Below are 26,174 nucleotides of genomic sequence, written 5' to 3' on the forward strand. Positions count from 1 at the left end.
CATCATGACCGAACTGAACCTGAATTTACTTAGCCCACGCATCAAGGCGCATAAAGAGGCGCTGATACATATCGTTAAACCCCCGGTCTGTACCGAACGCGCCCCGCCATTACACCAGCGTTTACCAGCAGCACCAGGACAAACCGCTGCCGGTTCGCCGTGCAATGGCGTTGGCCCATCACCTGGCCGAACGCACTATCTGGATTAAACACGATGAACTTATCGTCGGTAACCAGGCGAGCCACGTACGGGGAGCGCCCTTCTTTCCTGAGTACACCGTCGGCTGGATTGAGAGCGAGATAGACGAACTTGGCGATCGTCCCGGTGCCGGATTCTCAATTTCTGAGGCGGATAAAGCCGTCATGCATGAAATTTGCCCGTGGTGGCGAGGCCAGACGGTACAGGATCGCTGCTACGGCATGTTTACCGACGAGCAAAAAGCGCTTCTGGCTACCGGGATCATAAAAGCCGAAGGCAACATGACTTCGGGCGACGCTCATCTGGCGGTTAACTTCCCGCTGTTGCTGAGGCTGGGGATTAGCGGCCTGCGCGACAAGGTCGCCGAGCGCCGCGGGCGACTGCAGCTTACGGATTGGGAGGATCTGCATAAAGAGCAGTTCCTGAAGGCTATCGATATGACCTTTGCCGCCCTGAGCGATCATATCCTGCGCTATGCGCAGCTGGCGAAAAAAATGGCTGCGGAAGAGACGCGAGAGGCGCGCCGCGAAGAATTGCTGACGATCGCCGATAACTGCGAACATATTGCAAACCATCCGCCGGTAACGTTCTGGCAGGCGTTACAGCTGGGCTACTTTATTCAACTAGTGCTGCAGATTGAGTCCAACGGCCACTCCGTTTCCTTCGGCCGGCTGGATCAATACCTCTATCCGTGGTACCGCCGGGACGTTGAGCTCCAGCAAACGATCGGCCGGGAACAGGCGATTGAGCTGCTGCAAAGCTGTTGGCTGAAGTTGCTCGAGGTGAATAAGATTCGCTCCGGCTCGCACTCTAAAGCCTCTGCAGGTAGCCCGCTGTACCAGAACGTCACCATCGGCGGGCAAACTCTGGTCAACGGCGTGCCGGTAGATGCCGTTAACCCACTCTCCTATGCCATTCTTGAGTCCTGCGGTCGTTTGCGGTCAACGCAGCCGAACCTCAGCGTTCGCTATCACGCAGGCATGAGCAACGACTTCCTCGACGCTTGCGTTCAGGTGATTCGCTGCGGGTTCGGGATGCCGGCATTTAATAACGATGAAATTGTTATCGACGAATTCATTAAGATCGGCGTCAGCCGCGAAGATGCTTATGACTATGCGGCCATCGGCTGTATTGAAACCGCCGTCGGGGGAAAATGGGGCTACCGCTGCACCGGCATGAGCTTTATTAACTTTGCCCGCGTCATGCTCGCCAGCCTCGAACATGGCCGTGATGCCACCAGCGGCAAGGTATTTCTTCCGCAGCAAAAAGCGCTTTCCGCAGGTAACTTCACCTCGTTTGACGAGGTGCTGGAGGCCTGGGATCGGCAAATTCGCTACTACACGCAGAAATCAATTGAGATCGAGTGTGTTGTCGACACGGTTCTGGAAGAAAACGCCCACGACATTCTCTGTTCCGCGCTGGTGGACGACTGCATTGAACGAGGCAGAAGCATTAAGCAAGGCGGAGCAAAATATGACTGGGTTTCAGGGCTTCAGGTGGGTATTGCTAACCTCGGCAATAGCCTCTCTGCGGTGCGCAAGCTGGTCTTTGACCAGGGCATTATCGGCCAACAACAGCTGGCGGATGCGCTGGCCAACGACTTTGCAGATCTGAGCGGCGAACAGCTTCGCCAGCGGTTAATCAATGGCGCACCAAAGTATGGCAATGACGATGATGAAGTGGATATGCTGCTGGCGCGCGCTTACCAGACCTATATCGACGAACTGAAGCAGTACCACAACACGCGCTTTGGCCGCGGCCCGATTGGCGGGACTTACTACGCGGGAACATCTTCTATCTCAGCTAATGTGCCGTTTGGGGCAGCAACGATGGCGACTCCTGATGGCCGCAGGGCCAAAACGCCGCTGGCAGAAGGGGCGAGCCCGGCCTCAGGCACCGACCACCTTGGCCCAACGGCGGTAATCAGTTCCGTAGGCAAGCTGCCAACCCATAAAATACTCGGCGGCGTTTTACTTAACCAAAAGCTCAACCCTTCCACGCTGGATAATCCGCGCGATCGCGAAAAATTAATGTTTATGCTGCGCACCTTCTTCGAGGCGCATAAGGGCTGGCACGTTCAGTACAACATTGTTTCCCGTGAAACCCTGCTTGAGGCAAAACAAAACCCTGACAAATATCGTGATCTAGTGGTCAGGGTAGCAGGATACTCGGCCTTCTTTACTGCCTTATCTCCGGACGCTCAGGATGATATTATAGCCCGCACGGAACATACTCTTTGACGAGAAGGCGGCGGTTAACCCGCCGCCTGACTACTGGCTGACATGAACTCAAGACAACAAATTATTCTGCAGATGGTTATCGATCAGGGGCGGGTTAGCGTCGCCTCTCTGGCGAAAACAACCGGCGTTTCAGAAGTGACCATTCGGCAGGATTTAAACCTGCTGGAAAAAAAGAATTACCTGCGACGCACCCATGGTTTCGCCGTGCCGCTGGATAGCGATGACGTTGAAACCCGAATGATGAACAACTACACCCTCAAGCTGCAGCTTGCGCACCATGCTGCGTCGCTGGTGAGCGACGGGGAAACCGTGTTTATCGAGAACGGTAGCAGCAACGCGCTTCTCGCACGCACGCTGGCGGAGCAGAAAAAAATCACGCTGATCACCGTCAGCAGCTACATCGCCCATCTGCTGAAGGATACCGACTGCGAAGTGATTCTGGTCGGTGGTATCTATCAGAAGAAGAGCGAAAGTATGGTCGGCCCGCTCACCCGCCAGTTCATCCAGCAGCTGCATTTCAGTAAGGCCTTTATCGGCATCGACGGCTTCCTGCCGGAAACCGGCTTTACCGGACGAGATATGCTACGCACCGACGTGGTGAACTCCGTGCTGGAGAAAGGCAGTGAGGCGATTGTGCTTACGGACAGCAGCAAATTTGGCAGCGTGCATCCCTATACGCTAGGGCCAATTTCACGCTTCAGCCGCGTAATCACCGACGCGGCGCTGAGTCAGGAAACCCTTGAGCAGCTTAAAGCGGCCAATCTTCAGGTGGATATCGTCGATCCTTACGCCACGATCTAAGACTCTTTGCCCGTGCTTTGCGCGGGCCTCTTCTCTCTCAGAATATTCCCACGCTGTAATTAAGAGTTTTTACCTGTGTTAATCATACGGGAAAATTAGAATAGAATTTAGCGATATAACAGGGAGTAATAAACACACCTGCTGTTTTTTGAGCTTATATCGCGACATCGTTTCACGTGCCGTCCGGTAAAGTGGTGAATTGTTACTATACTTACCTGTGACTGGCTTCCGTGAATCAATTATTCTGGAGAAAGTATGATGACCTTAAATAACAAAAAAGTGGCCGCTGCAATGCTGGCTATTACCCTCGCAATGTCCTTAAGCGCATGTTCTAACTGGTCCAAGCGTGACCGCAACACGGCAATCGGCGCAGGTGCCGGTGCGCTGGGTGGCGCAGTGCTGACCGACGGCAGCACGCTTGGGACGCTTGGCGGTGCGGCAGTAGGCGGTATTATCGGTCACCAGGTGGGTAAATAAGGCAGGATGCCAGCAAAAGCTAACCCGCTTTGACGAATTCATTACGTGTTAATTTTTCAGGTCTGACTAACAGCAGTTAAAAATAAAAGGCCACGGTATTTACCGTGGCCCATTAATTAATATCTAAAACGGCTTAGCCGCCCGCGAGTTTAACCTTCATCCCTTTTGCTTCCAGTAATGATTTTATCAAATCACGCTTGTCGCCCTGGATTTCGATTACGCCGTCTTTTACCGCTCCGCCACAGCCGCACTTCTTTTTAAGCTCGGCCGCGATGCCTGCTAGCGTGGCATCATCGGCGTCGATACCGGTAATCAGGCACACGCCCTTCCCCTTGCGCCCGCTGGTTTGCTTCTGGATACGAACAATACCGTCGCCTTTTGGGCGCTGTACTTCAACTTTAGGTTCGTCAATGCGGCCGGTTTCGGTGGAATAGACCAGGCGGCTATTGTTATCTTTCATCACGCCTCCTGCGTCAGCGACGCACGGATATCACGCAGCGTTTTCGCCGGATCGGCAGATTGGGTAATTGGACGCCCGATCACCATAAAATCTACGCCCGCCTGCTGCGCCTGCTGCGGCGTCATTATGCGGCGCTGGTCGCCGGCCTCGCTACCGACGGGACGAATTCCTGGCGTCACCAGCTTAAATTCGCTGCCTAACACTGTTTTAAAACGCACGGCTTCCTGCGCCGAGCAGACCACGCCATCGAGACCACACTCTTTTGTCAGGGTAGCCAGACGCTCGGCATAATCCGCCGGGCTGGCGTTAATGCCCAAATCAGCCAGATCGCTGGCCTCCATGCTGGTGAGCACGGTAACAGCAATCAGCAGGGGCGCCTCTTTTCCGAACGGCGACAGCGCTTCTTTTGCAGCCCGCATCATACGTGCGCCGCCGGTTGCATGAACGTTGACCATCCAAACGCCCATTTCTGCCGCAGCGGCAACGGCACGCGCGGTAGTGTTAGGGATATCGTGGAATTTCAAATCGAGGAAAACGTCAAAACCACGCTGATGTAAATCCCCTACGAGCTGCGGCCCAAACAGCGTGAACATCTCTTTGCCCACCTTAAGGCGGCAGTCGCGGGGATCGATGCGGTCAACAAAAGCCAGCGCGCTATCGCGATTATCGTAATCAAGTGCGACGACAATCGGTGATTCAGTGGCAACACGGGAGGAGGATGACGCAGTTGAATTCATGGCAAAACCTTCTGACTGTTGGGCACCAGCGCGGCGCAAAAAAGTTAAACGGCTGCATTCTACTCGTCAGCCCTGCAAATATACAGCCGCGATTGCGCCCTGCTAAGCGATAGTTGCACGGCGGTCAGGTGAGGTCATGATGCAATATCATAAGTATGTTGTAACTAAAGTGCAGACTTTTTAAAAAAGAAGACGGGCTACTGCCCGTCCAGCCCGCGTATAGGTTTCACCGTTGACCATGCGCGGCATGAAGGGCAATGCCAGTACATGGTGTAGGCGGTAAAACCACATTTTTGACAGCGATAGCGCGGCTTAGTGCGGATTTGCTCCCCGACCATGTCACGCAAGACCATCAGGCTCTCTTTCGCGCGCCCCTCTTCCGCTTCATGCAGGTGATAATCCATCAGACGATGAAACACGCGCATGGTCGGATGACGCTGAAGCTGGCGGTTGATGTACAGCTGGGCCGTTTCGGCGCCTTCCCGCTGCTCGAGAATACTGGCCAGCATGAGCTCTGCCACCGCACCGGTGTTCTCTTCCACACAGCGTTTGAGAAACGCTTCCCACTCATCGGGCTTATCGAGCTGCTGATAACAGACCTGCAGCATTTCAAGCGTTTCGCTGACCAGCTCGCTATCCTGCTCAATCACGCGCTTGAGGGAGTCGACCGCTTTGGCATACTCGCCCTTCTCCATCAAAATGCGGCCCATCATGATGGACACCCTGGCACAGTTTCTGTCTGCCGCAGCGCCCTTCTTCAGCAGCGACATAGCTTTGTCTGAATCATCACTGCCGATATTTTGCAACGCGAGCTCACAGTAAAAGTGAGCGATTTCCACACGCTGTTTATCTTTGCCAAGCTTGACCAGCCTTTCGGCAACGTCGATGGCCTTCTGCCAGTCGCTGGTCGCCTGATGAATTTGCAGCAGCTGTTGAAGCGCGCTAATGCGGAAATCAGTCTCGTCTATCAGCTGGCTGAACATGTCTTCCGCGCGGTCATAAAGCCCGGCTGCCATGTAGTCTTTTCCCAGTTGCTGAACCGCCAGCAGCCGCTGGTCGTAGTTCAGCGACGCGCTCTCCATCAGCGACTGGTGAATACGGATGGCGCGGTCAACCTCACCACGCTGGCGGAAGAGGTTACCCAACGTGAGGTGGGCCTCAACGGTGCCGGTATCCTCTTTAAGCATATCGAGGAACAGATCGACCGCTTTATCCTGCTGGTTGGCCAGCAGGAAGTTTACCCCTGCCACGTAGTCACGGGAAAGGCGGCTGGCTTCCTGCTGTTTGTCTTGTTGCGCGCTTCTGCGACCCATATACCAGCCATAAGCGGCCGCAACGGGTAACAGGAGAAACAGCAGTTCCAACATAGAGGGTTATTCCTTCACAGCCGGCACAACGGGTGCCGGAATATCAGCGGCGGGGGTGACCTGCTGCTCAAGACGTTTGATTTTTCGCTCGGCTCGGGCCAGGGAAACGCGCACACGAAGCCAGAAAAGACCGCAAATCAGCCATCCAATGATGAACCCAGCGGCAAACAGCGTCGCCAGGAGAGTAGACACCCGATACTCACCCTGCGCAAGCAGGTAGTTAAAGTTCACCACCTGATCGTTTTGTGCTCCCAATGTGACAGAAACCACGAAGATGGCGAGTACCAGTAAGAAAATGAATAAATATTTCACATTACATCCCGTTATGTGGTCACAGATGACTCTGTCAGGCTAAAAATGAATCCCGGAGAGATAAATTACCATTTCAGGCTAAACCGGGGAATCCAAAACCACCTCCAGTTCGTAAGAAATGGGGGTAAAAGTACTATTCTCAAGCTTTTTCGCTTCGTTCGGTTATTTCCTGGTCTTCTTCGGCCGCTGGCGTCAGCGGACCGCACCATCGTTGAGCAAGCCAGGTAGCAAGAATGACTAACAGCGCTGAGATGACCGTGGCTACGGCTAAGTCACGCGGCCAGTGCATCCCCAGAAGCAACCGGCTGCCCATCACGCCGGTAGCCCAGATCAAAAGCACCGCCAGCGTAAGGGTTCGCCTGCGTGGCCAAAGCAATCCCACGCCCAGAAGTGCCCAGCTGGCAGCAAACATGGTATGGCCAGAAGGAAAAGCAAAGCCGGTTTCGAACTGCCAGTGTTGACGCAGCCAGGCCGGAATTTCCTGCTGTCCCTCCAGCTGAGCTTTTACCAGCTCGGCGCGCTGCGTACGCTTTAAATTGTAGAACTCGTCGGTGGTAATATGGTGAGTTTTTTCAAGCCACACCACAAACGGCCGGGGTTCCTGCACTTTATTTTTAATAGCGGATTTAATGCCCTGACCGAGAAGGATAGCCGCCGCAAGGATAGCAAATAACATCAGCGCAGGTTTAAGCCGATAGCGCAGGCACCACAGAAACCAGGCAAAGAGGAGAACATGGGTAATGATGCCCCAGGGTTGAGTCACCGTTTCAGTAACCCAATAAAGCAGTTTTAATACACTTTCATTGCCGCCTGGCGCCCATTGCCAGCCGCTAAACCAGACGCTTAACGGCATGATTAACAGGAGAAGTGCACCCACTGCGATGCGTTTTGCTATTGCCTGCATGAACACCTCATGATAATGAAAGTTATTAAAGAATAACCGAAAATTGCCAGAGATGGCTAAAACGCATTGGGGTAATTGGCAAAAATGGCTTTTTAACCTGCCGATGAAGCGAAGTACCGCGCGTTATGGCAAAATATCAGACATTAACGTACAGGCCAGACTTCTGGCAGACACCCCCGGTGTCAAAATAAGTACCTGGAGAATCACATGCAGCTTAAACGTGTGGCAGAAGCCAAACTGCCAACCCCATGGGGCGATTTCCTGATGGTGGGTTTTGAAGAAGTGGCAACCGGGCAGGATCATGTTGCCCTTGTTTACGGTGATATTGGCGGGGATGATGCCGTTCTCGCGCGCGTTCACTCCGAGTGCTTAACCGGTGACGCCCTGTTCAGCCTGCGCTGTGACTGCGGCTTTCAGCTTGAAGCGGCACTGACTCAGATCGCCGAGCAGGGTCGCGGCGTTTTGCTTTATCATCGCCAGGAAGGTCGTAATATCGGCCTGTTGAATAAAATTCGCGCTTACGCCCTGCAGGACAAAGGCTACGATACGGTAGAGGCTAACCATCAGCTCGGCTTTGCTGCCGATGAGCGTGACTTTACGCTGTGCGCCGACATGTTCAAACTGCTGGGCGTCGACGCCGTGCGTTTGCTGACCAACAACCCGAAAAAGGTCGAAATCCTCACCGAAGCCGGGATTAATATCGTGGAGCGCGTGCCGCTTATCGTTGGCCGTAACCCGAAGAATGCCCACTACCTCGATACCAAAGCGGCCAAAATGGGCCATCTGCTTTCCGAGTAATTAGTTCCTGCCATAAAAAACTGCACCTTACTCAGCTGGGTAGCCAACTTTTGGGGTGCAGTCCATTCTGAGACTTTATAGCCTCTTACTTCAGCATATTCCTGATCACATAATGCAGAATACCGTCGTTGCGGAAATAGGTAAGCTCATTACCGGTATCGATGCGGCATCGGCAATTAATGACCTGCCTGCGTCCGTCAGGGAAGGTCAGCGTCACCGGCACCTCCGCGCCAGGCGTGAGCTGATTAAGCCCGCTGATGTCCAGTTTTTCCTCGCCCGTGAGGCCAAGCGTCTTACGCGTCACGCCCTGTGGAAACTCCAGCGGCAAAATACCCATCCCGATCAGGTTAGAGCGGTGAATTCGCTCGAAAGATTCGGCAATAACTACCCGAATGCCCAATAAGCGGGGACCTTTCGCCGCCCAATCACGGCTAGAGCCGGAGCCATACTCTTTACCGGCGATAACCGCCAGCGGCGTCCCCTGCTCTTTGTAACGCATCGCCGCGTCATAAATAGAGAGCACCTCTTCCCCAGGCAGAAGCCGCGTCATGCCGCCTTCAACGCCCGGTACCATTTCGTTACGAATGCGGATGTTAGCAAACGTCCCTCGCATCATCACTTCATGGTTACCGCGGCGCGAGCCGTAGGAGTTGAAGTCCCGGCGCTCTACGCCATGCCCCAGCAGGTAACGCCCAGCCGGACTGTCGGCCTTAATACTTCCCGCCGGAGAAATGTGGTCGGTGGTGACCGAATCGCCAAGCATCGCCAGCACCTTAGCGCCGTGAATATCTTCAACGGGCTTTGGCTCTGCCCCCATCTCATCAAAGAATGGCGACAGTCTGATATAGGTCGAATCGTCCTGCCAGCCGTAGGTAGACGAGCGCTCCACTTCGATGCTGCGCCACTCCTCGGTCCCTTCGAACACCTCAGCGTACTCCTTGCGGAACATTTCGGTGGTCACCTGCGCCACGGCTGTAGCAATTTCCTGGCTGCTCGGCCAGATATCTTTCAGGTAAACCGGATCACCTATTCTGTCATGCCCCAGCGGTTCTGTGGTCAGGTCGATATTCATGTTCCCGGCCAGGGCATAGGCGACAACAAGCGGCGGAGAAGCAAGCCAGTTCGTTTTCACCAGCGGATGGATACGACCTTCGAAGTTACGGTTACCCGAGAGCACGGCCCCCACCGTCAGGTCGCCTTTTTTAATCGCCTGTTCGATAGGATCAGGCAGCGGGCCGGAATTACCGATACAGGTCGTACAGCCGTAGCCCACCAGGTTGAAGCCCAGCTCATCAAGGTAAGGGGTTAGCTTCGCCTTCGCCAGATAGTCAGAAACCACTTTAGAGCCGGGTGCCAGCGACGCCTTCACCCACGGCTTCGGCTTCAGCCCAAGGGTTACGGCCTTTTTCGCCAGCAGCCCTGCGGCCATCAGCACGCTGGGGTTTGAGGTATTGGTACATGAGGTGATTGCCGCGATCACCACTGCGCCATCGGGCAGCAGCTGCTCGCGGCCAGCGAGCGTATAGCTAACCGGCTGACGATCTTTGTGCGATGCATTGACTTCCAGCTCGTTGCTGGCAGCGAACGCTTTTGGCACGCCGCCAAGAGGAACGCGGTCCTGCGGGCGTTTTGGCCCGGCCAGACTGGCCTCAACGTCGCCCATATTCAGCGCCAGGGTGCTGGTAAATACAGGTTCGTCGCCGGTATTTCGCCACATGCCCTGCGCCTTCGCGTAGGCTTCAACCAGCGCAACCTGTTCTTCGCTGCGTCCGCTAAGGCGCATATAGTCGAGGGTCACGCCGTCAATCGGGAAGAAGCCGCAGGTGGCGCCGTATTCCGGAGCCATGTTGGCGATGGTCGCCCGATCGGCCAGCGGCAAGGAGTCCAGGCCATCGCCGTAAAACTCGACAAACTTACCCACCACGCCGTGCTTACGCAGCATCTGAGTGACGGTCAACACCAGGTCCGTGGCGGTGATCCCCTCTCGCAGTTTACCGTCAAGCTTAAAGCCGACAACATCGGGGATCAGCATCGAAACAGGCTGACCGAGCATCGCGGCCTCGGCTTCAATACCGCCGACGCCCCAGCCAAGAACGCCAAGACCGTTGATCATCGTAGTATGGGAGTCGGTGCCCACCAGCGTGTCCGGATAGGCGATAAACTCCCCGCCCTGCTCTTCGCCCCAGACCGCTTTGCCCAGATACTCAAGATTCACCTGATGGCAAATGCCGGTACCCGGCGGCACGACGCTGAAGCGGCTGAACGCCTGTTGCCCCCAGCGTAAAAAGACATAGCGCTCGTGGTTGCGCTCCATCTCAAGGCGGACGTTTTCTTCAAAGGCGTCTTTATCACCAAAATGATCGACGGTCACGGAGTGGTCAATAACGAGGTCAACCGGGGAGAGCGGATTCACTTTTGCCACGTCTCCGCCGAGGCGCTTCACCGCCTCACGCATCGCGGCCAGGTCAACCACTGCAGGTACACCGGTGAAGTCCTGCATCAGGACACGGGCAGGACGATAGGCAATTTCGCGATCGGCGTGGGCCTGTTTCAGCCAGTCGGCCAGCGCCTGAATATCTTCCCGGGTAACGGAGTCTTCATCCTGCCAGCGCAGCAGGTTCTCCAGTAACACTTTTAGCGACTTAGGTAAACGGCTGATATCCCCAAGCTCTTTCGCGGCCAGCGGCAGGCTGTAGTAGTGCCAGGTTTTGTTTAGCGCTCGTAGGGTATCCTTACTGGCTTCGCGTAGGGTTAACGACATAGCTCCTCCTTTATGACAGGGATAGCGAGTGCCCTGATTATCAGCAGGGTCACTATTAAAGATAACACAAACCTGCCGTAACGATTTGATAACAACCCAAATGGATAAATGACGCGAAAGGAGTAAAACGTAAATAAACAAACGCCCCGGGGGTTAACCAGGGCGCGGGGGAAAGCGGGAAGAGATTGGATGCAGCGGGATACAGGCCGTTGGCCGCCAGCTGTGATGCTTAATTTACAAAGGTGCGAACCACTTCCAGCCAAAACAGGGCGGAGATCGCAAAGGCGCCCATCCAGGACCAGTATTTTACAGCATGTTGATTATTCATAAGGTTAACTTAATGTTGCGATATGCAATAAGACTGCTTAATTAAGCAGTCACCAAAAGGTATTGCTGTGTGTAATTATCAGTAAACGACTTTCCGCTTCACGGTAAATAAATTGAATCTGTTCACCGCGAACAAAATAAACAATTCAATAACGGTTTTATTGTTTTTTGCTGTCGTCTTCGGAAAACAAATCGATAAAAGCCTGCTGCTGTTTTGTCAGCACCCAACCTTCAGGCGGCAAGCCTTCCTCGGTTTTAACTTCTTTTCGCGGTTTACCGCGGGTACGAACCACGGCTTTCGGTGCAGGAACCCTATCCCGAGTAGGCATAGCTACCCCCAAAATTTCCAGACAACCAGCGCCACGGCCAGCCAGAACAGTGCTGACACCAAAAACACCGCAATCCACGCCTTGCGTTTCAGAGCCGGATCCCTTTGCGGTTGCTCACTTCCTGATGACATTGCTAGCCTCATACAATCGACACCACTTATCGTAATATTTCCAAACAATCGGTATAACTAATCGCCAGTTGGGATTAATCCTAAAGAAACTCTAGCTCAAAAGCCAGAAAAATTGCGCAATCAGCAGGAGAAAAGATTTAATCTTTTGACCTGAAATAAATAATCGAAACGACAGATTTGCGCAACCGCGAATTATTTACTAGCTGTGTCTCTTAATTGCGACACAATAACCATTGTCATGTTATGGACTATTAGGCGGGAACGGGAATAGATAAAGAAATGCGTTTAATTCTTGTTTAATAATGGCAGGGGTATCTCCGGTGGCACCGAAGATACCCTGAGGAATTATTTGGCAGGGAGTTTTATATCTTTAAACATCGCCTCTATATCTTCATTTGAGCGCAAGGCGACCGCGGTATCTACCACATCCCGCGTTAAATGCGGCGCAAAACGCTGAATAAAATCATACATATAACTGCGAAGGAAAGTGCTGCGCCGGAAACCAATTTTTGTGGTGCTGTGGCTAAATACGCCCTGCGCTTCAATGCGGACTAAATCCGGGTCTGAAATCGGATCTACGGCCATGCTCGCGATAACCCCTACCCCAAGGCCTAAACGCACATAGGTTTTAATGACGTCAGCGTCGGTGGCGGTAAAGACGATGCGTGGCGTCAATCCTGCGCGGTTAAAGGCGGTATCAAGCTCTGAGCGCCCTGTAAAACCGAAGGTATAGGTGACCAGCGGATACTGCGCCAGCTCTTCGATAGTAACGGACTCTTTCGACGCCAACGGGTGATCCGGTGTGACCACGATTGAACGGTTCCAGTGGTAGCACGGCAGCATTACCAGATCGTCATACAGATGCAAGGCTTCTGTGGCTATCGCAAAGTCCGCATTTCCCTTAGAAACAGCCTCGGCAATCTGCGTAGGCGAGCCCTGATGCATATGCAGAGAAACACGCGGGTAGCGTTCAATAAAGCCTTTTATCACGCCTGGCAGCGCGTAGCGGGCCTGAGTATGCGTGGTTGCCACATACAGCGAACCTTTGTCAGGCCAGGTGTGCTCACCGGCCACGGATTTAATAGCGTCGACTTTAGAGAGGACTTCCCGGGCGATACGAATGATTTCCTGTCCAGCCGGCGTTACCTGCGTCAGGTGTTTCCCGCTGCGGGCAAAAATTTGGATCCCAAGTTCATCTTCCAGCATACGAACTTGCTTACTGATCCCCGGTTGAGAGGTGTAAAGCCCCTCCGCCGTGGAAGAGACGTTCAGGTTGTGGTTAACGACTTCAACGATATAACGAAGCTGCTGTAATTTCATGACTTACCGTCCAGGGTCAAAGGCCCCGGCACAGAATGGCGGGGATTAAGACGCAGAAAAAATGAAAATTGACATTGCTTTACTCACTATATCAGTTATAGCTACTTTGTATAGACGGGATGAAAAGATAATAAACAAGTTATATAAGGAGAGATAAAAAAACCGGAGACAGGCTCCGGCTTTCAGGTTTAATCAGGCTTATTTTTTAGCTACAACCCACTTACCGTCGACGAAGAAGGCGGACCAGCCGGTCGCTTTGCCCTCTTTTTCGGAGGCAACGTACTGCTGCTTCGTTTTGCGGCTAAAGCGCACGAACGCTTTGTTTCCCTCAGGATCTTCCTGAGGCGCATCGGCCAGGTAACGCAGTTTCTCAGGCAAACGATCGCGGAAGCGATGAAGCTCTTCAACCAGAGGCGCACGCGTTTCACGAGATTTCGGGAAGGTGTTTGCCGCGAGGAATACCCCGGCAGCCCCATCGCGCAGCACGAAATAGGCATCTGATTTCTCGCAAGGCAGCTCCGGCAGCGGAACCGGATCTTCCTTCGGCGGCGCTACTTCACCGTTACGCAGGATCTTACGGGTATTTTTGCACTCGTCGTTGGTACAGGCCATGTACTTCCCGAAACGCCCCATTCTCAGGTGCATTTCCGAGCCGCACTTCTCGCACTCAACGATTGGGCCATCATAGCCTTTGATGCGGAACTCACCTTCTTCGATTTCATAGCCGTCGCAGGTCGGGTTATTACCACAAACATGCAGCTTGCGCTTCGGATCGATAAGGTAGCTGTCCATTGCCGTGCCGCACTTCTGGCAGCGGCGTTTGGCGCGCAGGGCGTTGGTCTCCGCATCATCCCCTTCCAGCACGTTAAGAACTTCGTTCTCCGGTACCAGGTTGATGGTGGTTTTGCAGCGCTCTTTCGGCGGTAACGCATAGCCTGAACAGCCGAGGAATACGCCGGTACTCGCGGTACGGATCCCCATTTTACGCCCGCAGGTTGGACAGTCGATACTGGTCAGAACCATCTGGTTCGGGCGCATGCCGCCCTCTTCCGGATCCTGCTCAGCTTTCTCAAGCTGGCCGCTGAAATCGCTGAAGAAGTTATCCAGCACGCCTTTCCATTCGGCCTGATTGTTTGCCACCTGGTCGAGGCTGTTTTCCATCTGCGCAGTGAAGTCGTAATTCATCAGCTCACGGAAGTTTTCTTCCAGGCGGTCGGTAACGATCTCACCCATTTTTTCGGCGTAGAAACGACGGTTCTCGACGCGTACGTAACCGCGGTCCTGAATGGTGGATATAATAGAAGCGTAGGTAGACGGCCGACCAATGCCGCGCTTTTCCAGCTCTTTGACCAGAGACGCTTCACTAAAACGTGCAGGCGGTTTGGTAAAGTGCTGAGCCGGAAGCAGCTCAACTAAGGTCAGCTCCTCGCCTGGCTCCACGGCAGGTAACGTGCGGTCTTCATCGCCTTTACGCAGCGCGGGCATAACCTTCGTCCAGCCGTCAAAGCGCAGCGTACGGCCACGCGCCTTCAGGCGATACTCGCCGGCCTCTACCGTCAGCGTGGTAGAGTCGTACTTCGCGGGCGTCATCTGGCAGGCCACAAACTGGCGCCAGATCAGCTGATAAAGCTTCTGGGCATCCGCTTCCATATCTTTCAGCGATTCAGCCTGCACGGTTACATCGGAAGGACGAATCGCTTCGTGCGCTTCCTGAGAGTTATCCTTGCTGGCGTACTGGTTGGCGTCAGCAGGCAGGTATTTCTTACCGAAGCTCTCTTCGATATAGCCGCGCACCATGCTCACCGCATCCTGACTCAGGTTGGTGGAGTCGGTACGCATGTAGGTAATGTGGCCCGCTTCATAAAGACGCTGTGCCATCATCATCGTTTTCTTCACGCCAAAACCAAGACGCGTGCTGGCAGCCTGCTGCAGCGTGGAGGTGATGAATGGCGCCCCCGGCTTGCTGCTGGTTGGCTTGTCTTCACGGTCCAGCACGGTGTAGCGAGCTTTTTCAAGCAGGCTGACCGCCGCCATGGTCTGCTCGCGGTTCACCGGACGGAAAGGTTTGTCTTTATGGTGGCTAACCTGCACCGGCAGCGCATCGCCCTTCGGCGTAGAGAGATTCGCGTCGATTTCCCAGTACTCTTCCGGCACGAACGCTTTAATTTCTCGTTCCCGCTCGACCACCAGGCGAACCGCCACGGACTGAACGCGCCCCGCGGAGAGGCCACGCGCAATCTTTTTCCACAGCAGCGGTGACACCATGTAGCCCACAACGCGGTCCATAAAGCGGCGCGCCTGCTGGGCATTAACACGGTCGATGTTCAGCTCACCCGGCTTTTCAAACGCCTGGCGAATTGCATTTTTGGTAATTTCGTTAAACACGACGCGGCTGTAGCGCGTGTCATCACCACCGATCACTTCCCGCAGGTGCCACGCAATGGCTTCCCCTTCGCGGTCAAGGTCGGTTGCGAGATAGATGTGGTCTGCTTTTTCTGCCAGAGATTTCAGCTCGGAGACCACTTTCTCCTTGCCCGGCAGCACTTCGTAGTGAGCGTCCCAGTTATGCCATGGATCAACACCCATGCGGTTGACGAGCGCTCCGCGTTCATCCTTATTGACCTTTTTGGTCCCTTTGGCGGCGGCAGAGTCAGCGCTCTTCTTGGTGGTTGATCCACTGGTCGGCAAATCGCGGATATGGCCGACGCTGGATTTAACCACGTAGTCATTTCCGAGATATTTGTTGATCGTTTTGGCTTTTGCCGGGGACTCAACGATGACGAGAGCTTTACCCATTTTCACCTTTACCTATTTAATTCTTCCAGGAATACGTCGCAAATTTTCCCCTTCCACCGGCGACGCGCTTTTTTATATTGCGGCAGAGCGGACGGAGATCAACTCTTTTTTTCAATAACCTGCATCACCAGCGGCTCACTCGCCGGTAGTTTAAGACCCGAAGTCTCGAGCAAGTGGCATAGCACGACGGAAGTTTGGTCGAATGTCAAGCAAATCTGTTGCCAGTTTTGCGAAAGCGTCACACTCTACCTGATAAAATATGTTACGCAACTTTATTAGCATGCAAAATCGGATCCCGCCAGGGGGGTTAACCTTTTTAAGGCCACAGGATTTACAGGGAAAATTTGCCCTTTTCCCTCAAGCGGACGTAAACTAGCGCCAGTTTTTTAAGGAGAACATCATGCAAGAGACGACTCAGCCTATCGACCGCGAATCCCTCCTCGTTGAGGCGAACAAAATCATTCGTGAACATGAGGATTTCCTGCACGGGATGGAAGCCACCGGCGTGGAACAGAAAAACGGCGTGCTGGTCTTCAGCGGAGAATACTTCCTGGATGATCAGGGCTTGCCAACGCCAAAGAGCACGGCAGTGTTTAATATGTTTAAACACCTGGCCCATGTCCTGTCAGAAAAGTACTCTCTGCGGGACTAAACGAAAAGCGAGGCTCAAGGCCTCGCTTTCTTGTTTAGAGCAGCGGCTTTTCACCGCGCTGCCACCAGCGCAACAGCAGGCGTTCTAAGCTGTTCGCCGCACTACCGGTGAAGCGGTCCATCACTTTTTTACGCTGCAGATAACGCACGCTGATGGCATCAAACTCTTTCATCATCCTCAGCAGCAGGTCGTCGCTGGTCGCTACGTCATCTACCAGCCCTTTCTCCTTCGCCTGAGTCCCGTACCAGTGCTCGCCCGTAGCCACGGCCTCTATGTCCAGTGCAGGACGCATACTGCTGACAAACTGCTTAAACAGGTGATGCGTTTCGTTCAGATCTTCCCTGAATTTCTCACGCCCCTGCTCGGTGTTTTCCCCCAGCAGCGTCAGGGTACGTTTGTACTGCCCGGCAGTATGCAGCTCAACATCAATATCATTGCGTTTGAGCAGGCGGTGGAAGTTAGGGATCTGGGCCACTACGCCAATTGAACCAATAATAGAGAAAGGCGCGGCGACAATACGCTGGGCCACGCACGCCATCATGTAGCCACCGCTGGCCGCAACCTTGTCCACCGCAACAGTTAGCGGAACTTCTTTTTCCCGTAAGCGCTGAAGCTGTGATGCCGCCAGCCCGTAACCATGAACCACGCCGCCAGGGCTTTCCAGACGCAGCAGAACCTCATCCTTTGGCTTCACGACGGAAAGCACCGCGGTGACCTCTTCACGCAGAGAGGTCACTTCGTGAGCATCCATACTGCCCTTAAAATCAAGCACGTAAAGAGTTGGTTTGCCCGAACTGGCCTTTTCACCACGTTTTGCGCGCGCTTTTGCCTGCTTAGCTTCCAGCTTAAGTTTTTTCTTTTCTTCTTTATGCCACAGTTTCTGCTGGTGCGGGTCGAGCATCGCGACCTGCATTTCCTGCTGCACCTCCTGATATTGCTCGCTCAGATTGGTCAGGCGTAATTCGCCGCGCGCCTGTTTCTTACGTTGCGCAACATTCACCAGAATGAGGGCCACGGCGGCAATCGCGACCACCAGGGTCACCGCTTTAGCCAGAAAAAGTCCATAGTCAGCAATCAGATCCACATTTACCGCCTTTATCACTAAGCATTGTTAATGCCTGCCAGTGTACCCGAGCAGGCACACGTTCGTCTGTAAGTAACTATAAAGGCTGACAGAGCGCTTGTTTATAGGATTTAGCTCGGCGAAATTTTTGCAAAATGTTAATCCTCAGGATTGTCTCCTTCAGGCTGATTGAAATGCGCTCGCCTTTAAGGCATAAAGCCGGGTAAGCCAATGAGAAATAAGACGTGAGCGAAGAGCATCACGCGAGGAGCAAAACCATGCACTATCAGCCGCAAGATAACTTACTGCAAAATCGCATTATTTTAGTCACCGGTGCCAGCGATGGCATCGGTCGTGTTGCCGCACTCACCTACGCGCGTTTCGGTGCCTCGGTCATTTTGCTGGGCCGAAACGAGCAAAAGCTCCGCGCCGTCGCCAGTGAAATTCAGTCTCACGGCCTGCTGCCAGCACACTGGTTCACGCTCGACCTGGCCACCGCGACCCCGGCGGAGTGCCACGCCCTGGCAAATAAGCTCGCCGCGCTGGTTCCCCGCCTTGATGGCGTATTGCATAACGCCGGTATTCTTGGCGATGTGGTTTCTATGGACAAGCAGGACCCGGAAACCTGGCAAGCAGTGATGCAGGTGAACGTCAACGCGACCTTCTTCCTCACTCAGGCGTTACTTCCTTTATTACTTAAATCCGACTCCGGCTCGCTGGTCTTCACTACCTCCAGCGTCGGCCGTCAGGGGCGTGCCGGATGGGGCGCCTATGCCGCCTCGAAGTTTGCCACCGAAGGTATGATGCAGGTGTTGGCGGAAGAGTATAAGCAGCACAACCTGCGCGTAAACTGCATTAATCCTGGTGGTACCCGCACGGCGATGCGCGCCAGCGCCTTCCCGACCGAAGACCCGGCAAAACTAAAAACGCCGCGGGATTTAATGCCGCTTTATCTGTGGTTGATGGGCGACGACAGCCGACGTAAAACCGGCATGAGTTTTGACGCCCAGCCTAACCGTAAGCCGGGAATTTCAGAATGAGTGAAGATCGTTACCAGCAGCGGCAGCAGCGCCAGAAAGAAAAGGTAGATGCTCGCATTGCCGACGCCCAGGAAGAACGAGGGATCCTGATCGTCTTTACCGGCAACGGCAAAGGTAAGACAACCGCCGCATTTGGCACCGCCGCCCGCGCAGTGGGCCACGGCAAAAAAGTTGGCGTGATTCAGTTTATCAAAGGCCAATGGCCGAACGGCGAGCGCAACCTGCTGGAGCCGCATGGCGTTGAGTTTCAGGTGATGGCAACCGGCTTTACCTGGGAGACGCAGAACCGAGAAACCGATACGGCCGCCTGCCTTGAAGTATGGGAACACGGCAAACGGATGCTGGCGGATACCGCGCTGGATATGGTGATCCTCGACGAGCTCACCTATATGGTGGCCTACGATTATCTGCCGCTGGAGGCGGTTCTGGAGGCGCTGGCCAACCGCCCGGCAAACCAGACGGTGATCATTACCGGTCGCGGGTGCCATCGCGAGATTCTGGAGATGGCCGATACGGTCAGCGAACTTCGTCCGGTGAAACATGCGTTTGATGCCGGAGTGAAAGCGCAAATCGGCATTGATTACTAATAAAAAACCCCTCGAGCGAGGGGTCAGAATTTAGTTGCCGCTTCCGTTATTGCGGCTGCCTGAACGGCGGTTGCCGCCCGTGGCCTGAGTGTGACGCTTGACGGCGCGGCGAATCTGGTTCGCCTTCATGCGGCGGCGATCTTTTTCTACCGCCACCTTGCTGCTGGTTTCTTCCGGCAGCTCGACAAGCGTACGCAGATAGTTTGTCTGGGCCAGATCAAGCTCAGTATATCCACCACGCGGCAGGCCTTTAGGCAGTTTGATGTCGCCGTAGCGGACGCGAATAAGGCGGCTAACCTGCACGCCAACTGCTTCCCACAGACGACGAACCTCACGGTTACGGCCTTCGGTCAGGGTGACGTTGTACCACTGGTTAATGCCTTCGCCGCCGGTGAACTTGATGGTTTTGAATGCCGCCGGACCATCTTCAAGCTGCACGCCGCGAGACAGCTGCCTGACCTTGTCGTCGTCGACCTGACCAAACACACGAACGGAATATTCACGTTCTACTTCACGGCTAGGATGCATAAGGCGGTTAGCCAGCTCGCCGTCGGTGGTGAACAGCAGTAAACCACAGGTGTTCACGTCGAGACGCCCTACGGCAATCCAGCGAGCACCGCGCAGCTTTGGCAGGCGGTCAAACACCGTCGGGCGCCCTTCCGGATCGCTGCGGGTACACAGTTCACCTTCAGGTTTGTAATAGGCCAGTACGCGGCAGATTTGCTCTGCAGATTCACGAATCGAGATCAAATGACCATCAATGCGAATTTTAAGCGCCTGGGTAATTTCAACACGATCGCCAAGCGTGGCGATTTTGCCATCAACGCTTACGCGACCAGCAGAGATAATGGTTTCAATCTCACGACGGGAACCATGGCCAGCGCGAGCCAGCACTTTTTGTAACTTTTCGCTCATTGAGCTTCCTCGGGTGTCGCCTTCACAGGCGTCTCAGATACTTTGAAATCAAAAGGCATTGGCCTGATGAAGTCTAAATACGGATGCGGACCGCTGCCCGGCCGCAGTGAAAAATCGCCGGCAGCTTCGTGGCCGCACATAGTACACGAATTTTAGTGTAAATGGAGTTAAAACCCACTATGCCGGCATTACACTTCCTGCTGGCTCAGGCTGGCAGACAGCAAGACACGGTCGGCGGGTAAAGGCTCGCGAGGGGCGACCTGACTCCGCTGCGCTTTTGCCCCTTCACTGCCTGCAAGAAACACAGGAAGGCCGCTTTTCAGCCAGCGCTGATAAAGCGCCTGTTGCTCCTGATCCAGCGGTTTATCTGTCCAAATCATAATGTGATCGGCGGCGATGCCGCTGAGGTCCGGACACGGAATTTCACGATCCAGCACCTCCACGCAAAAACCGTCGCTGGCGAAACGAATGCCTTCCAGCCACAGCTCAACGGGATCCCTGAGCGAGAGCGCCAGAATAAACAGTCTGCCGCCAGGGCGCTTGCGCCCGCTGGCCAGCACGAACGTGGCATATTCTGTCAGCGCCGTATCCAGCAATGCCCGGCTCATGACCATTTCCTGCTGCACACCGGCATTCAGCCACAACCTGAGCGGACGGATTATTTCGTCAATAAAAATCGCCGGAGGCAGTTCTCGACCGCAGCGCCAGATAAGCCCCCGCAGCTTTGCAGGCTGCATCGCCTCGCACAGCGCCAGCAAGGCTTCCTGAACCTCAACCCAGCCTGAAGGCGGAGAGGTTTTATCTCCGTTCAGGCGCGCCAGCATATCCGGCAAAGCGGCGCCCTTTTCAAGTAAGCCAACGATCGCCATAACGCGGGAAAAGTGGGTAAAATTAAAGAAACGGTGCCCGTTCTCATCCACCAGCGGTTTGATTAAACCGTATCGCTGCCAGCTGCGAATATTGGCTGGGGTAACGCCGCATTGAGAAGCCAGAACATCAATGTTAAAGCGGGCCATAACTATTTCCTTACAGGAAAGGTTTAACGTCCCCGACGCCCTCACGCATCACTATCGGTGCGTCTTCGGTGAGGTCGATAACCGTGGTCGGCTGCTGGCCCAGATAGCCACCGTGGATAACCAGCTCCACAACCTTCTCCAGACGATCTTTAATCTCTTCAGGATCGGATTCGGTAAACTCATTTCCCGGCAGCATCAGGGATGTTGACAGCATCGGCTCATCCAGCACTTCCAGCAGCGCCAGCGCAATGGGGTTTGACGGCACGCGCAGGCCGATGGTTTTACGTTTTTCCTGCAGCAGACGGCGCGGCACCTCTTTAGTGCCTTTGAGAATAAAGGTGTAGTTGCCCGGCGTATTGTTTTTAATCAGGCGAAACGCAATGTTGTCAACGAACGCATAGGTTGACAGCTCCGACAAATCCCGGCACATCAGGGTAAAGTTGTGGCCATCCGGGAGCTGCCGGATGCGGCAAATGCGCTCCATCGCCGACTTATCTTCCAGCTTACAGCCCAACGCATAGCCGGAGTCGGTAGGGTAAACAATCACCCCACCTTTACGAAGAATCTCTACCGCCTGGTTAATCAGACGCGGCTGCGGGTTATCCGGATGGATATAAAAAAACTGACTCATACTGCCCTCTCTTTCGCGATGTGGCTCTGCTCCCAGTGCTGCCAGACGGGCTCAACGCCTGCCGGTAGCCACAGCTTACGACCGAGCTCAATCCAGGCGCAGGGGAGATGAAAATCTGACCCCTGCGATGCCAGCAAATTAAACTGCTGTGCATAACCCGCAAGCTGGGTTCGCTCGTTGGGAGCCTGCTGGCACTGCGCAACCTCCATGGCATCGCCACCGTGTTCGGCAAAGTGCGCCAGCAGTCGTTTTAGCCATTTTGCGGTCAGGCCGTAGCGCCCCGGGTGCGCCAGCACCGCCTGCCCGCCAGAATGATGAATGACATCAATAGCTTGTTCTATTGTACACCACTGAGGCGGAACGTATCCCGTTTTCCCTTTCGCGAGGTACTTTTTGAACACGTCGCCCATGTTGCCAGCTTTGCCCTCCTCAACGAGAAAACGAGCGAAATGACCGCGCGTGATAGCCCCTCCGTTGGCATGACGCATGGCGCCCTCTAAGGCGCCAGGAATCCGCGCTTTATCCAGGCGATCGGCGATCATCTCCGCTCGCTGGCGCCGGCGCTCGCTTTGCTGTTCAAGGAAAAGCTTCAGCATCGGATGCTCTTCATCAATACCCAGCCCGACGATGTGAATTTCGTGGTTTTCCCAAAGGGTTGAGATTTCCACGCCGCTGATTAACTGCAGGGGCAAATTCAGTCGTTCAATTTCTGCACGGGCGGCAGGCAGGCCAGCGACGGTATCGTGATCGGTAATCGCGAGAACCGTCACGCGCATATCTACCGCCCGACTGACAAGAGCTTCAGGAGACAACAGGCCGTCCGAGGCGGTAGTGTGGCTGTGTAAATCGTGGATCGTGGCCAGGGTGGGCTCGCTCAAAATAGCTCCAGAATGGATAAACAAAAATTTAGCGGCCCATGATAACGATAATCGGCTATTTTAAAAAATCAGTATTGACAACACACGCGCGAACCAGTTTACTAGTACGCAAGTTCACATGACGAGGTATCTGAAATGAAAGCGATGAATTCCCTGCACGGTGGGTGGCGTACTTCCTGAAGTCGGGCGGTGCGATCGCGTACGCTGTTTACCAGCGCAGATACCAGGCCCGCCAACGATGCGGGCTTTTTTTTGAACAAAATTTGAGAACTGAAATGCAAACACAAAAACCAGCACTTGAACTCCTGAGCAGCGAAGCTGCCTACCGTGAAAACCCGACGGCCCTTTTCCACCAGCTGTGCGGCGCTCGTCCTGCAACGCTGCTGCTGGAGTCAGCCGACATCAACAGCAAAAACGATTTAAAGAGCCTGCTGCTGGTGGATAGCGCGCTGCGCATTACGGCGCTGGGTGACACCGTCACTGTACAGGCGCTGTCTGCGAACGGTGCCTCTTTACTGCCGCTTCTGGATGCCGCCCTGCCGGCGGGTGTTGAAAATGAACGTTTCCCTGATGGCCGCACCTTACGCTTCCCGGGAAGCAGCAGCTTATTAGATGAAGATGCACGCCTGTGCTCGCTGTCGGTCTTTGACGCTTTCCGCATCATGCAGGAGCTGGTGACTCTGCCCGCTGACGAGCGAGACGCCATGTTCTTTGGTGGCCTGTTCGCTTATGACCTGGTGGCCGGTTTCGAAGATCTGCCGCAGCTTAAGCAGGATAACCGCTGCCCGGATTACTGCTTCTACCTGGCCGAAACTTTACTGACCATCGATCACCAGAAAAAACAGACCCGCATTCAGGCCAGCCTGTTTACGCCGTCAGAGAGCGAGAAACAGCGACTGATTAAGCGCACGGAACAGCTTCGCCAGCAAATCAGCGAAGAGCCTGCTGCGCTGCCGGTGCAGAAAGTTGAGCACATGAGCTGTGAAGTTAACCAAAGTGATGAAGAGTTCGGCGCGGTTGTTCGCCAGATGCAAAAAGCCATCCGCATCGGCGAAATTTTCCAGGTTGTGCCTTCTCGTCGCTTCTCGCTGCCCTGCCCGTCGCCGCTGGCCGCTTACCAGACGCTGAAGAAGAGCAACCCAAGCCCCTACATGTTCTTTATGCAGGACAACGACTTTACGCTGTTCGGCGCTTCTCCGGAAAGCTCGCTGAAATACGACGCGACGAACCGCCAGATTGAGATCTACCCGATTGCCGGCACGCGCCCGCGCGGTCGTCGCGCAGACGGCTCTTTGGATCGTGACCTGGACAGCCGCATCGAACTGGAAATGCGCACCGACCATAAAGAGCTCTCCGAGCATTTAATGCTGGTTGACCTGGCGCGTAACGACCTGGCCCGCATTTGTACTCCGGGCAGCCGCTATGTGGCCGATTTAACCAAAGTTGATCGCTACTCTTTTGTCATGCACCTGGTCTCCCGCGTCGTCGGCGAGCTTCGCCATGACCTGGACGTGCTGCACGCCTACCGCGCCTGCATGAACATGGGCACCCTGAGCGGCGCGCCGAAAGTGCGTGCGATGCAGCTGATTGCCGGTGCCGAAGGCGTTCGCCGCGGCAGCTACGGCGGTGCGGTGGGTTACTTTACCGCCCACGGCGACCTTGATACCTGCATCGTTATCCGCTCCGCCTACGTTGAAGACGGGATCGCCACCGTGCAGGCAGGCGCTGGCGTGGTTCTGGATTCTGACCCGCAGTCCGAAGCCGACGAAACCCGCAACAAAGCCCGCGCCGTTTTGCGCGCCATTGCTACCGCGCATCACGCACAGGAGATTTTCTAATGGCTGACATTCTGCTGCTCGATAATATCGACTCATTCACCTATAACCTGGCAGACCAGCTTCGCGCCAACGGTCACAATGTGGTGATTTACCGTAACCATGTTCCGGCGCAGACCCTGATTGAACGTCTGGCCACCATGGATAACCCGATTCTGATGTTATCCCCGGGCCCCGGCGCGCCAAGCGAAGCGGGCTGTATGCCTGAATTGCTGACGCGCATGCGCGGCAAGCTGCCGATCATCGGCATCTGCCTGGGACACCAGGCCATCGTTGAAGCTTACGGCGGCTATGTGGGTCAGGCGGGTGAAATCCTGCACGGCAAAGCCTCCTCTATTTCTCATGACGGCGAAGCGATGTTCGCCGGGCTGCCTAACCCGCTGCCGGTTGCACGTTATCACTCGCTTGTCGGCAGCAATATTCCTGCCGGGCTGACCATCAACGCGCACTTCAACGGCATGGTGATGGCGGTTCGTCATGAGGCCGACCGGGTTGTGGGCTTCCAGTTCCACCCGGAATCCATCCTGACCAGCCACGGCGCTCGCCTGCTGGAGCAGACGCTCGACTGGGCGCTGCAGAAGCTGAAGCAGGCCAACACGCTGCAGCCGATCCTCGATAAACTTTACCAGGCGCAAACCCTGAGCCGCGAAGAGAGCCACCAGCTGTTTTCCGCCATCGTGCGCGGTGAGTTAAAACCAGAGCAGCTTGCGGCAGCGCTGGTCAGCATGAAGGTGCGCGGCGAACATCCGAACGAAATCGCCGGGGCTGCCTCCGCCCTGCTCGAACACGCTGCACCGTTCCCAAGTCCGAGCTACGAATTTGCCGATATCGTCGGCACCGGCGGCGACGGCAGCAACAGCATTAATATCTCGACCGCCAGCGCCTTTGTGGCTGCGGCTGTGGGGCTTAAGGTCGCCAAACACGGCAACCGCAGCGTCTCCAGCAAGTCCGGTTCATCCGATCTGCTGGCAGCGTTTGGCATTAACCTTGAGATGAACGCCGATGCTTCCCGCAAAGCGCTGGACGAGCTGGGCGTCTGTTTCCTGTTTGCGCCGAAATACCATACGGGTTTCCGCCATGCGATGCCCGTTCGCCAGCAGCTAAAAACGCGCACCCTGTTTAATGTGCTGGGGCCGCTGATTAACCCGGCGCATCCGCCGCTGGCGCTGATTGGCGTTTACAGCCCGGAGCTGGTGCTGCCTATTGCAGAAACCCTGCGCGTCCTCGGCTACAAGCGTGCGGCCGTTGTTCACAGCGGCGGCATGGATGAAGTTTCGCTTCACGCTCCAACGCTGGTTGCCGAGCTGAATAACGGCGAAATTAAAAGTTACCAGCTGACCGCCGCCGATTTTGACCTCCCGGCCTACCATCAGGAAGCACTGGCGGGCGGCACGCCTGAAGAAAACCGTGACATTCTGACTCGCCTGCTACAAGGTAAAGGTGAGACGGCACACGAGTCTGCCGTCGCGGCAAACGTGGCCATGCTGATGCGGCTGCACGGCCATGAAGACCTGAAGGCAAACGCGCAGAAAGTGCTGGATGTATTACGTAGCGGTGCTGCATATGACCGCGTGACCGCGCTCGCGGGAAGAGGATAAG

General features: G+C 54.9%; 24 protein-coding genes, 1 pseudogene and 1 other annotated feature. Of the genes and pseudogenes, 9 read left to right on the top strand and 16 right to left on the bottom strand.

The genetic code is table 11. From position 1 onward, the window contains the following. The first annotated feature begins 4 nt into the window (after positions 1-4). The 3 genes and pseudogenes from EL098_RS09305 (at position 5) to osmB (ending at position 3,716) form a co-directional block, all read left to right on the top strand. Positions 5-2,438: pseudogene (locus EL098_RS09305) on the top strand (formate C-acetyltransferase/glycerol dehydratase family glycyl radical enzyme). Between the two features lie 42 nt (positions 2,439-2,480). Continuing rightward, a complete protein-coding gene (gene yciT / locus EL098_RS09310; protein WP_126355969.1) occupies positions 2,481-3,239 on the top strand; it encodes a DNA-binding transcriptional regulator YciT in 759 nt (252 codons plus the stop codon). A 258-nt stretch (positions 3,240-3,497) separates the two neighbouring features. Beyond that, entirely contained in the window at positions 3,498-3,716 is a 219-nt protein-coding gene (gene osmB, locus EL098_RS09315) for an osmotically-inducible lipoprotein OsmB (protein WP_008461331.1), read from the top strand. Between the two features lie 133 nt (positions 3,717-3,849). On the opposite strand, the gene yciH is transcribed toward osmB, so the two are convergent. The 5 genes from yciH to pgpB form a co-directional block, all read right to left on the bottom strand. Then, positions 3,850-4,176, bottom strand: a complete 327-nt coding sequence (gene yciH, locus EL098_RS09320) for a stress response translation initiation inhibitor YciH (RefSeq protein WP_126355970.1) — start codon at positions 4,174-4,176, stop codon at positions 3,850-3,852. Then, complete coding sequence (pyrF, locus tag EL098_RS09325) at positions 4,176-4,913, bottom strand: orotidine-5'-phosphate decarboxylase (RefSeq protein WP_126355971.1); 738 nt, start codon at positions 4,911-4,913, stop codon at positions 4,176-4,178. Before pyrF ends, yciH begins: the two co-directional genes overlap by 1 nt. Before the next feature lie 197 nt (positions 4,914-5,110). After that, entirely contained in the window at positions 5,111-6,280 is a 1,170-nt protein-coding gene (lapB, locus tag EL098_RS09330; protein WP_126355972.1) for a lipopolysaccharide assembly protein LapB, read from the bottom strand. 6 nt (positions 6,281-6,286) lie between these two features. Further along, positions 6,287-6,592: a LapA family protein gene (locus EL098_RS09335; RefSeq protein ID WP_126355973.1), complete on the bottom strand. Its 306-nt coding sequence runs from the start codon at positions 6,590-6,592 to the stop codon at positions 6,287-6,289. A 139-nt stretch (positions 6,593-6,731) separates the two neighbouring features. Next, on the bottom strand, positions 6,732-7,496 hold the full coding sequence (gene pgpB, locus EL098_RS09340) for a phosphatidylglycerophosphatase B (RefSeq protein ID WP_126355974.1): 765 nt from the start codon (positions 7,494-7,496) through the stop codon (positions 6,732-6,734). Between the two features lie 207 nt (positions 7,497-7,703). On the opposite strand from pgpB, the gene ribA reads away from it, so the two are divergent. Beyond that, positions 7,704-8,294, top strand: coding sequence for a GTP cyclohydrolase II (gene ribA / locus EL098_RS09345; protein WP_126355975.1), 591 nt, complete (start codon positions 7,704-7,706; stop codon positions 8,292-8,294). Between the two features lie 85 nt (positions 8,295-8,379). Here the strand turns inward: ribA and acnA are convergent, their stop codons facing one another. The 6 genes from acnA to topA form a co-directional block, all read right to left on the bottom strand. Continuing rightward, positions 8,380-11,055, bottom strand: coding sequence for an aconitate hydratase AcnA (acnA, locus tag EL098_RS09350; RefSeq protein ID WP_126355976.1), 2,676 nt, complete (start codon positions 11,053-11,055; stop codon positions 8,380-8,382). A 229-nt stretch (positions 11,056-11,284) separates the two neighbouring features. Next, entirely contained in the window at positions 11,285-11,383 is a 99-nt protein-coding gene (ymiC, locus tag EL098_RS23430) for a small membrane protein YmiC (protein WP_232012380.1), read from the bottom strand. Positions 11,384-11,540: 157 nt separating this feature from the next. Continuing rightward, complete coding sequence (locus EL098_RS23175) at positions 11,541-11,711, bottom strand: hypothetical protein (RefSeq protein WP_164716809.1); 171 nt, start codon at positions 11,709-11,711, stop codon at positions 11,541-11,543. A gap of 2 nt (positions 11,712-11,713) precedes the next feature. Then, the gene (locus EL098_RS09355) at positions 11,714-11,842 is read right to left on the bottom strand and encodes a YmiA family putative membrane protein (RefSeq protein ID WP_126355977.1); all 129 of its coding nucleotides are present in this window, start codon (positions 11,840-11,842) and stop codon (positions 11,714-11,716) included. Between the two features lie 345 nt (positions 11,843-12,187). Further along, positions 12,188-13,162, bottom strand: coding sequence for an HTH-type transcriptional regulator CysB (gene cysB / locus EL098_RS09360; RefSeq protein ID WP_038471909.1), 975 nt, complete (start codon positions 13,160-13,162; stop codon positions 12,188-12,190). A 198-nt stretch (positions 13,163-13,360) separates the two neighbouring features. Then, positions 13,361-15,958, bottom strand: a complete 2,598-nt coding sequence (topA, locus tag EL098_RS09365; RefSeq protein ID WP_126355978.1) for a type I DNA topoisomerase — start codon at positions 15,956-15,958, stop codon at positions 13,361-13,363. Between the two features lie 400 nt (positions 15,959-16,358). Between topA and EL098_RS09375 the strand changes: the two genes are divergently transcribed. Beyond that, positions 16,359-16,610 (top strand): YciN family protein, encoded by a 252-nt coding sequence (locus EL098_RS09375; RefSeq protein ID WP_126355980.1) that lies wholly within the window; start codon positions 16,359-16,361, stop codon positions 16,608-16,610. Positions 16,611-16,644: 34 nt separating this feature from the next. On the opposite strand, the gene sohB is transcribed toward EL098_RS09375, so the two are convergent. Next, complete coding sequence (gene sohB / locus EL098_RS09380) at positions 16,645-17,694, bottom strand: protease SohB (RefSeq protein WP_126355981.1); 1,050 nt, start codon at positions 17,692-17,694, stop codon at positions 16,645-16,647. Positions 17,695-17,951: 257 nt separating this feature from the next. Between sohB and EL098_RS09385 the strand changes: the two genes are divergently transcribed. After that, entirely contained in the window at positions 17,952-18,713 is a 762-nt protein-coding gene (locus EL098_RS09385) for a YciK family oxidoreductase (protein ID WP_126355982.1), read from the top strand. Beyond that, positions 18,710-19,300: a cob(I)yrinic acid a,c-diamide adenosyltransferase gene (gene cobO, locus EL098_RS09390; protein ID WP_126355983.1), complete on the top strand. Its 591-nt coding sequence runs from the start codon at positions 18,710-18,712 to the stop codon at positions 19,298-19,300. The genes EL098_RS09385 and cobO overlap by 4 nt, the downstream gene beginning before the upstream one ends. 30 nt (positions 19,301-19,330) lie before the next feature. Here cobO and rluB read toward each other — a convergent pair whose 3' ends face one another. From rluB to rnm, 4 genes are all read right to left on the bottom strand, one after another. Continuing rightward, complete coding sequence (rluB, locus tag EL098_RS09395) at positions 19,331-20,215, bottom strand: 23S rRNA pseudouridine(2605) synthase RluB (RefSeq protein ID WP_126355984.1); 885 nt, start codon at positions 20,213-20,215, stop codon at positions 19,331-19,333. A 188-nt stretch (positions 20,216-20,403) separates the two neighbouring features. Next, on the bottom strand, positions 20,404-21,231 hold the full coding sequence (locus tag EL098_RS09400) for a MerR family transcriptional regulator (protein ID WP_126355985.1): 828 nt from the start codon (positions 21,229-21,231) through the stop codon (positions 20,404-20,406). A 10-nt stretch (positions 21,232-21,241) separates the two neighbouring features. Beyond that, positions 21,242-21,862 carry an L-threonylcarbamoyladenylate synthase gene (locus EL098_RS09405; protein WP_126355986.1) on the bottom strand — a complete coding sequence of 207 codons (621 nt, stop codon included), beginning with the start codon at positions 21,860-21,862 and terminating at the stop codon, positions 21,242-21,244. Beyond that, the gene (rnm, locus tag EL098_RS09410) at positions 21,859-22,740 is read right to left on the bottom strand and encodes an RNase RNM (RefSeq protein ID WP_126355987.1); all 882 of its coding nucleotides are present in this window, start codon (positions 22,738-22,740) and stop codon (positions 21,859-21,861) included. The genes EL098_RS09405 and rnm overlap by 4 nt, the downstream gene beginning before the upstream one ends. 156 nt (positions 22,741-22,896) lie before the next feature. Next, positions 22,897-22,994, top strand: a sequence feature (Trp leader region). A gap of 21 nt (positions 22,995-23,015) precedes the next feature. Between rnm and EL098_RS09415 the strand changes: the two genes are divergently transcribed. After that, positions 23,016-24,578 (top strand): anthranilate synthase component 1, encoded by a 1,563-nt coding sequence (locus tag EL098_RS09415; protein ID WP_126355988.1) that lies wholly within the window; start codon positions 23,016-23,018, stop codon positions 24,576-24,578. Continuing rightward, the gene (gene trpD / locus EL098_RS09420; protein WP_126355989.1) at positions 24,578-26,173 is read left to right on the top strand and encodes a bifunctional anthranilate synthase glutamate amidotransferase component TrpG/anthranilate phosphoribosyltransferase TrpD; all 1,596 of its coding nucleotides are present in this window, start codon (positions 24,578-24,580) and stop codon (positions 26,171-26,173) included. Before EL098_RS09415 ends, trpD begins: the two co-directional genes overlap by 1 nt. The last annotated feature ends 1 nt before the right edge of the window (position 26,174 follow it).

The sequence above is a fragment of the Cedecea lapagei genome, assembly GCF_900635955.1.
Lineage (GTDB): Bacteria > Pseudomonadota > Gammaproteobacteria > Enterobacterales > Enterobacteriaceae > Cedecea > Cedecea lapagei.

Coding starts and splice junctions, on each gene's coding strand:
- EL098_RS09405 (WP_126355986.1), bottom strand. CDS start 21,862: ATGAGTCAGTTTTTTTATATCCATCCGGATAACCCGCAGCCGCGTCTG.
- trpD (WP_126355989.1), top strand. CDS start 24,578: ATGGCTGACATTCTGCTGCTCGATAATATCGACTCATTCACCTATAAC.
- ribA (WP_126355975.1), top strand. CDS start 7,704: ATGCAGCTTAAACGTGTGGCAGAAGCCAAACTGCCAACCCCATGGGGC.
- cysB (WP_038471909.1), bottom strand. CDS start 13,162: ATGAAATTACAGCAGCTTCGTTATATCGTTGAAGTCGTTAACCACAAC.
- cobO (WP_126355983.1), top strand. CDS start 18,710: ATGAGTGAAGATCGTTACCAGCAGCGGCAGCAGCGCCAGAAAGAAAAG.
- EL098_RS09375 (WP_126355980.1), top strand. CDS start 16,359: ATGCAAGAGACGACTCAGCCTATCGACCGCGAATCCCTCCTCGTTGAG.
- pyrF (WP_126355971.1), bottom strand. CDS start 4,913: ATGAATTCAACTGCGTCATCCTCCTCCCGTGTTGCCACTGAATCACCG.
- ymiC (WP_232012380.1), bottom strand. CDS start 11,383: ATGAATAATCAACATGCTGTAAAATACTGGTCCTGGATGGGCGCCTTT.
- pgpB (WP_126355974.1), bottom strand. CDS start 7,496: ATGCAGGCAATAGCAAAACGCATCGCAGTGGGTGCACTTCTCCTGTTA.
- rluB (WP_126355984.1), bottom strand. CDS start 20,215: ATGAGCGAAAAGTTACAAAAAGTGCTGGCTCGCGCTGGCCATGGTTCC.
- EL098_RS09400 (WP_126355985.1), bottom strand. CDS start 21,231: ATGGCCCGCTTTAACATTGATGTTCTGGCTTCTCAATGCGGCGTTACC.
- lapB (WP_126355972.1), bottom strand. CDS start 6,280: ATGTTGGAACTGCTGTTTCTCCTGTTACCCGTTGCGGCCGCTTATGGC.
- yciT (WP_126355969.1), top strand. CDS start 2,481: ATGAACTCAAGACAACAAATTATTCTGCAGATGGTTATCGATCAGGGG.
- EL098_RS23175 (WP_164716809.1), bottom strand. CDS start 11,711: ATGCCTACTCGGGATAGGGTTCCTGCACCGAAAGCCGTGGTTCGTACC.
- EL098_RS09415 (WP_126355988.1), top strand. CDS start 23,016: ATGCAAACACAAAAACCAGCACTTGAACTCCTGAGCAGCGAAGCTGCC.
- acnA (WP_126355976.1), bottom strand. CDS start 11,055: ATGTCGTTAACCCTACGCGAAGCCAGTAAGGATACCCTACGAGCGCTA.
- EL098_RS09355 (WP_126355977.1), bottom strand. CDS start 11,842: ATGTCATCAGGAAGTGAGCAACCGCAAAGGGATCCGGCTCTGAAACGC.
- osmB (WP_008461331.1), top strand. CDS start 3,498: ATGACCTTAAATAACAAAAAAGTGGCCGCTGCAATGCTGGCTATTACC.
- topA (WP_126355978.1), bottom strand. CDS start 15,958: ATGGGTAAAGCTCTCGTCATCGTTGAGTCCCCGGCAAAAGCCAAAACG.
- EL098_RS09385 (WP_126355982.1), top strand. CDS start 17,952: ATGCACTATCAGCCGCAAGATAACTTACTGCAAAATCGCATTATTTTA.
- yciH (WP_126355970.1), bottom strand. CDS start 4,176: ATGAAAGATAACAATAGCCGCCTGGTCTATTCCACCGAAACCGGCCGC.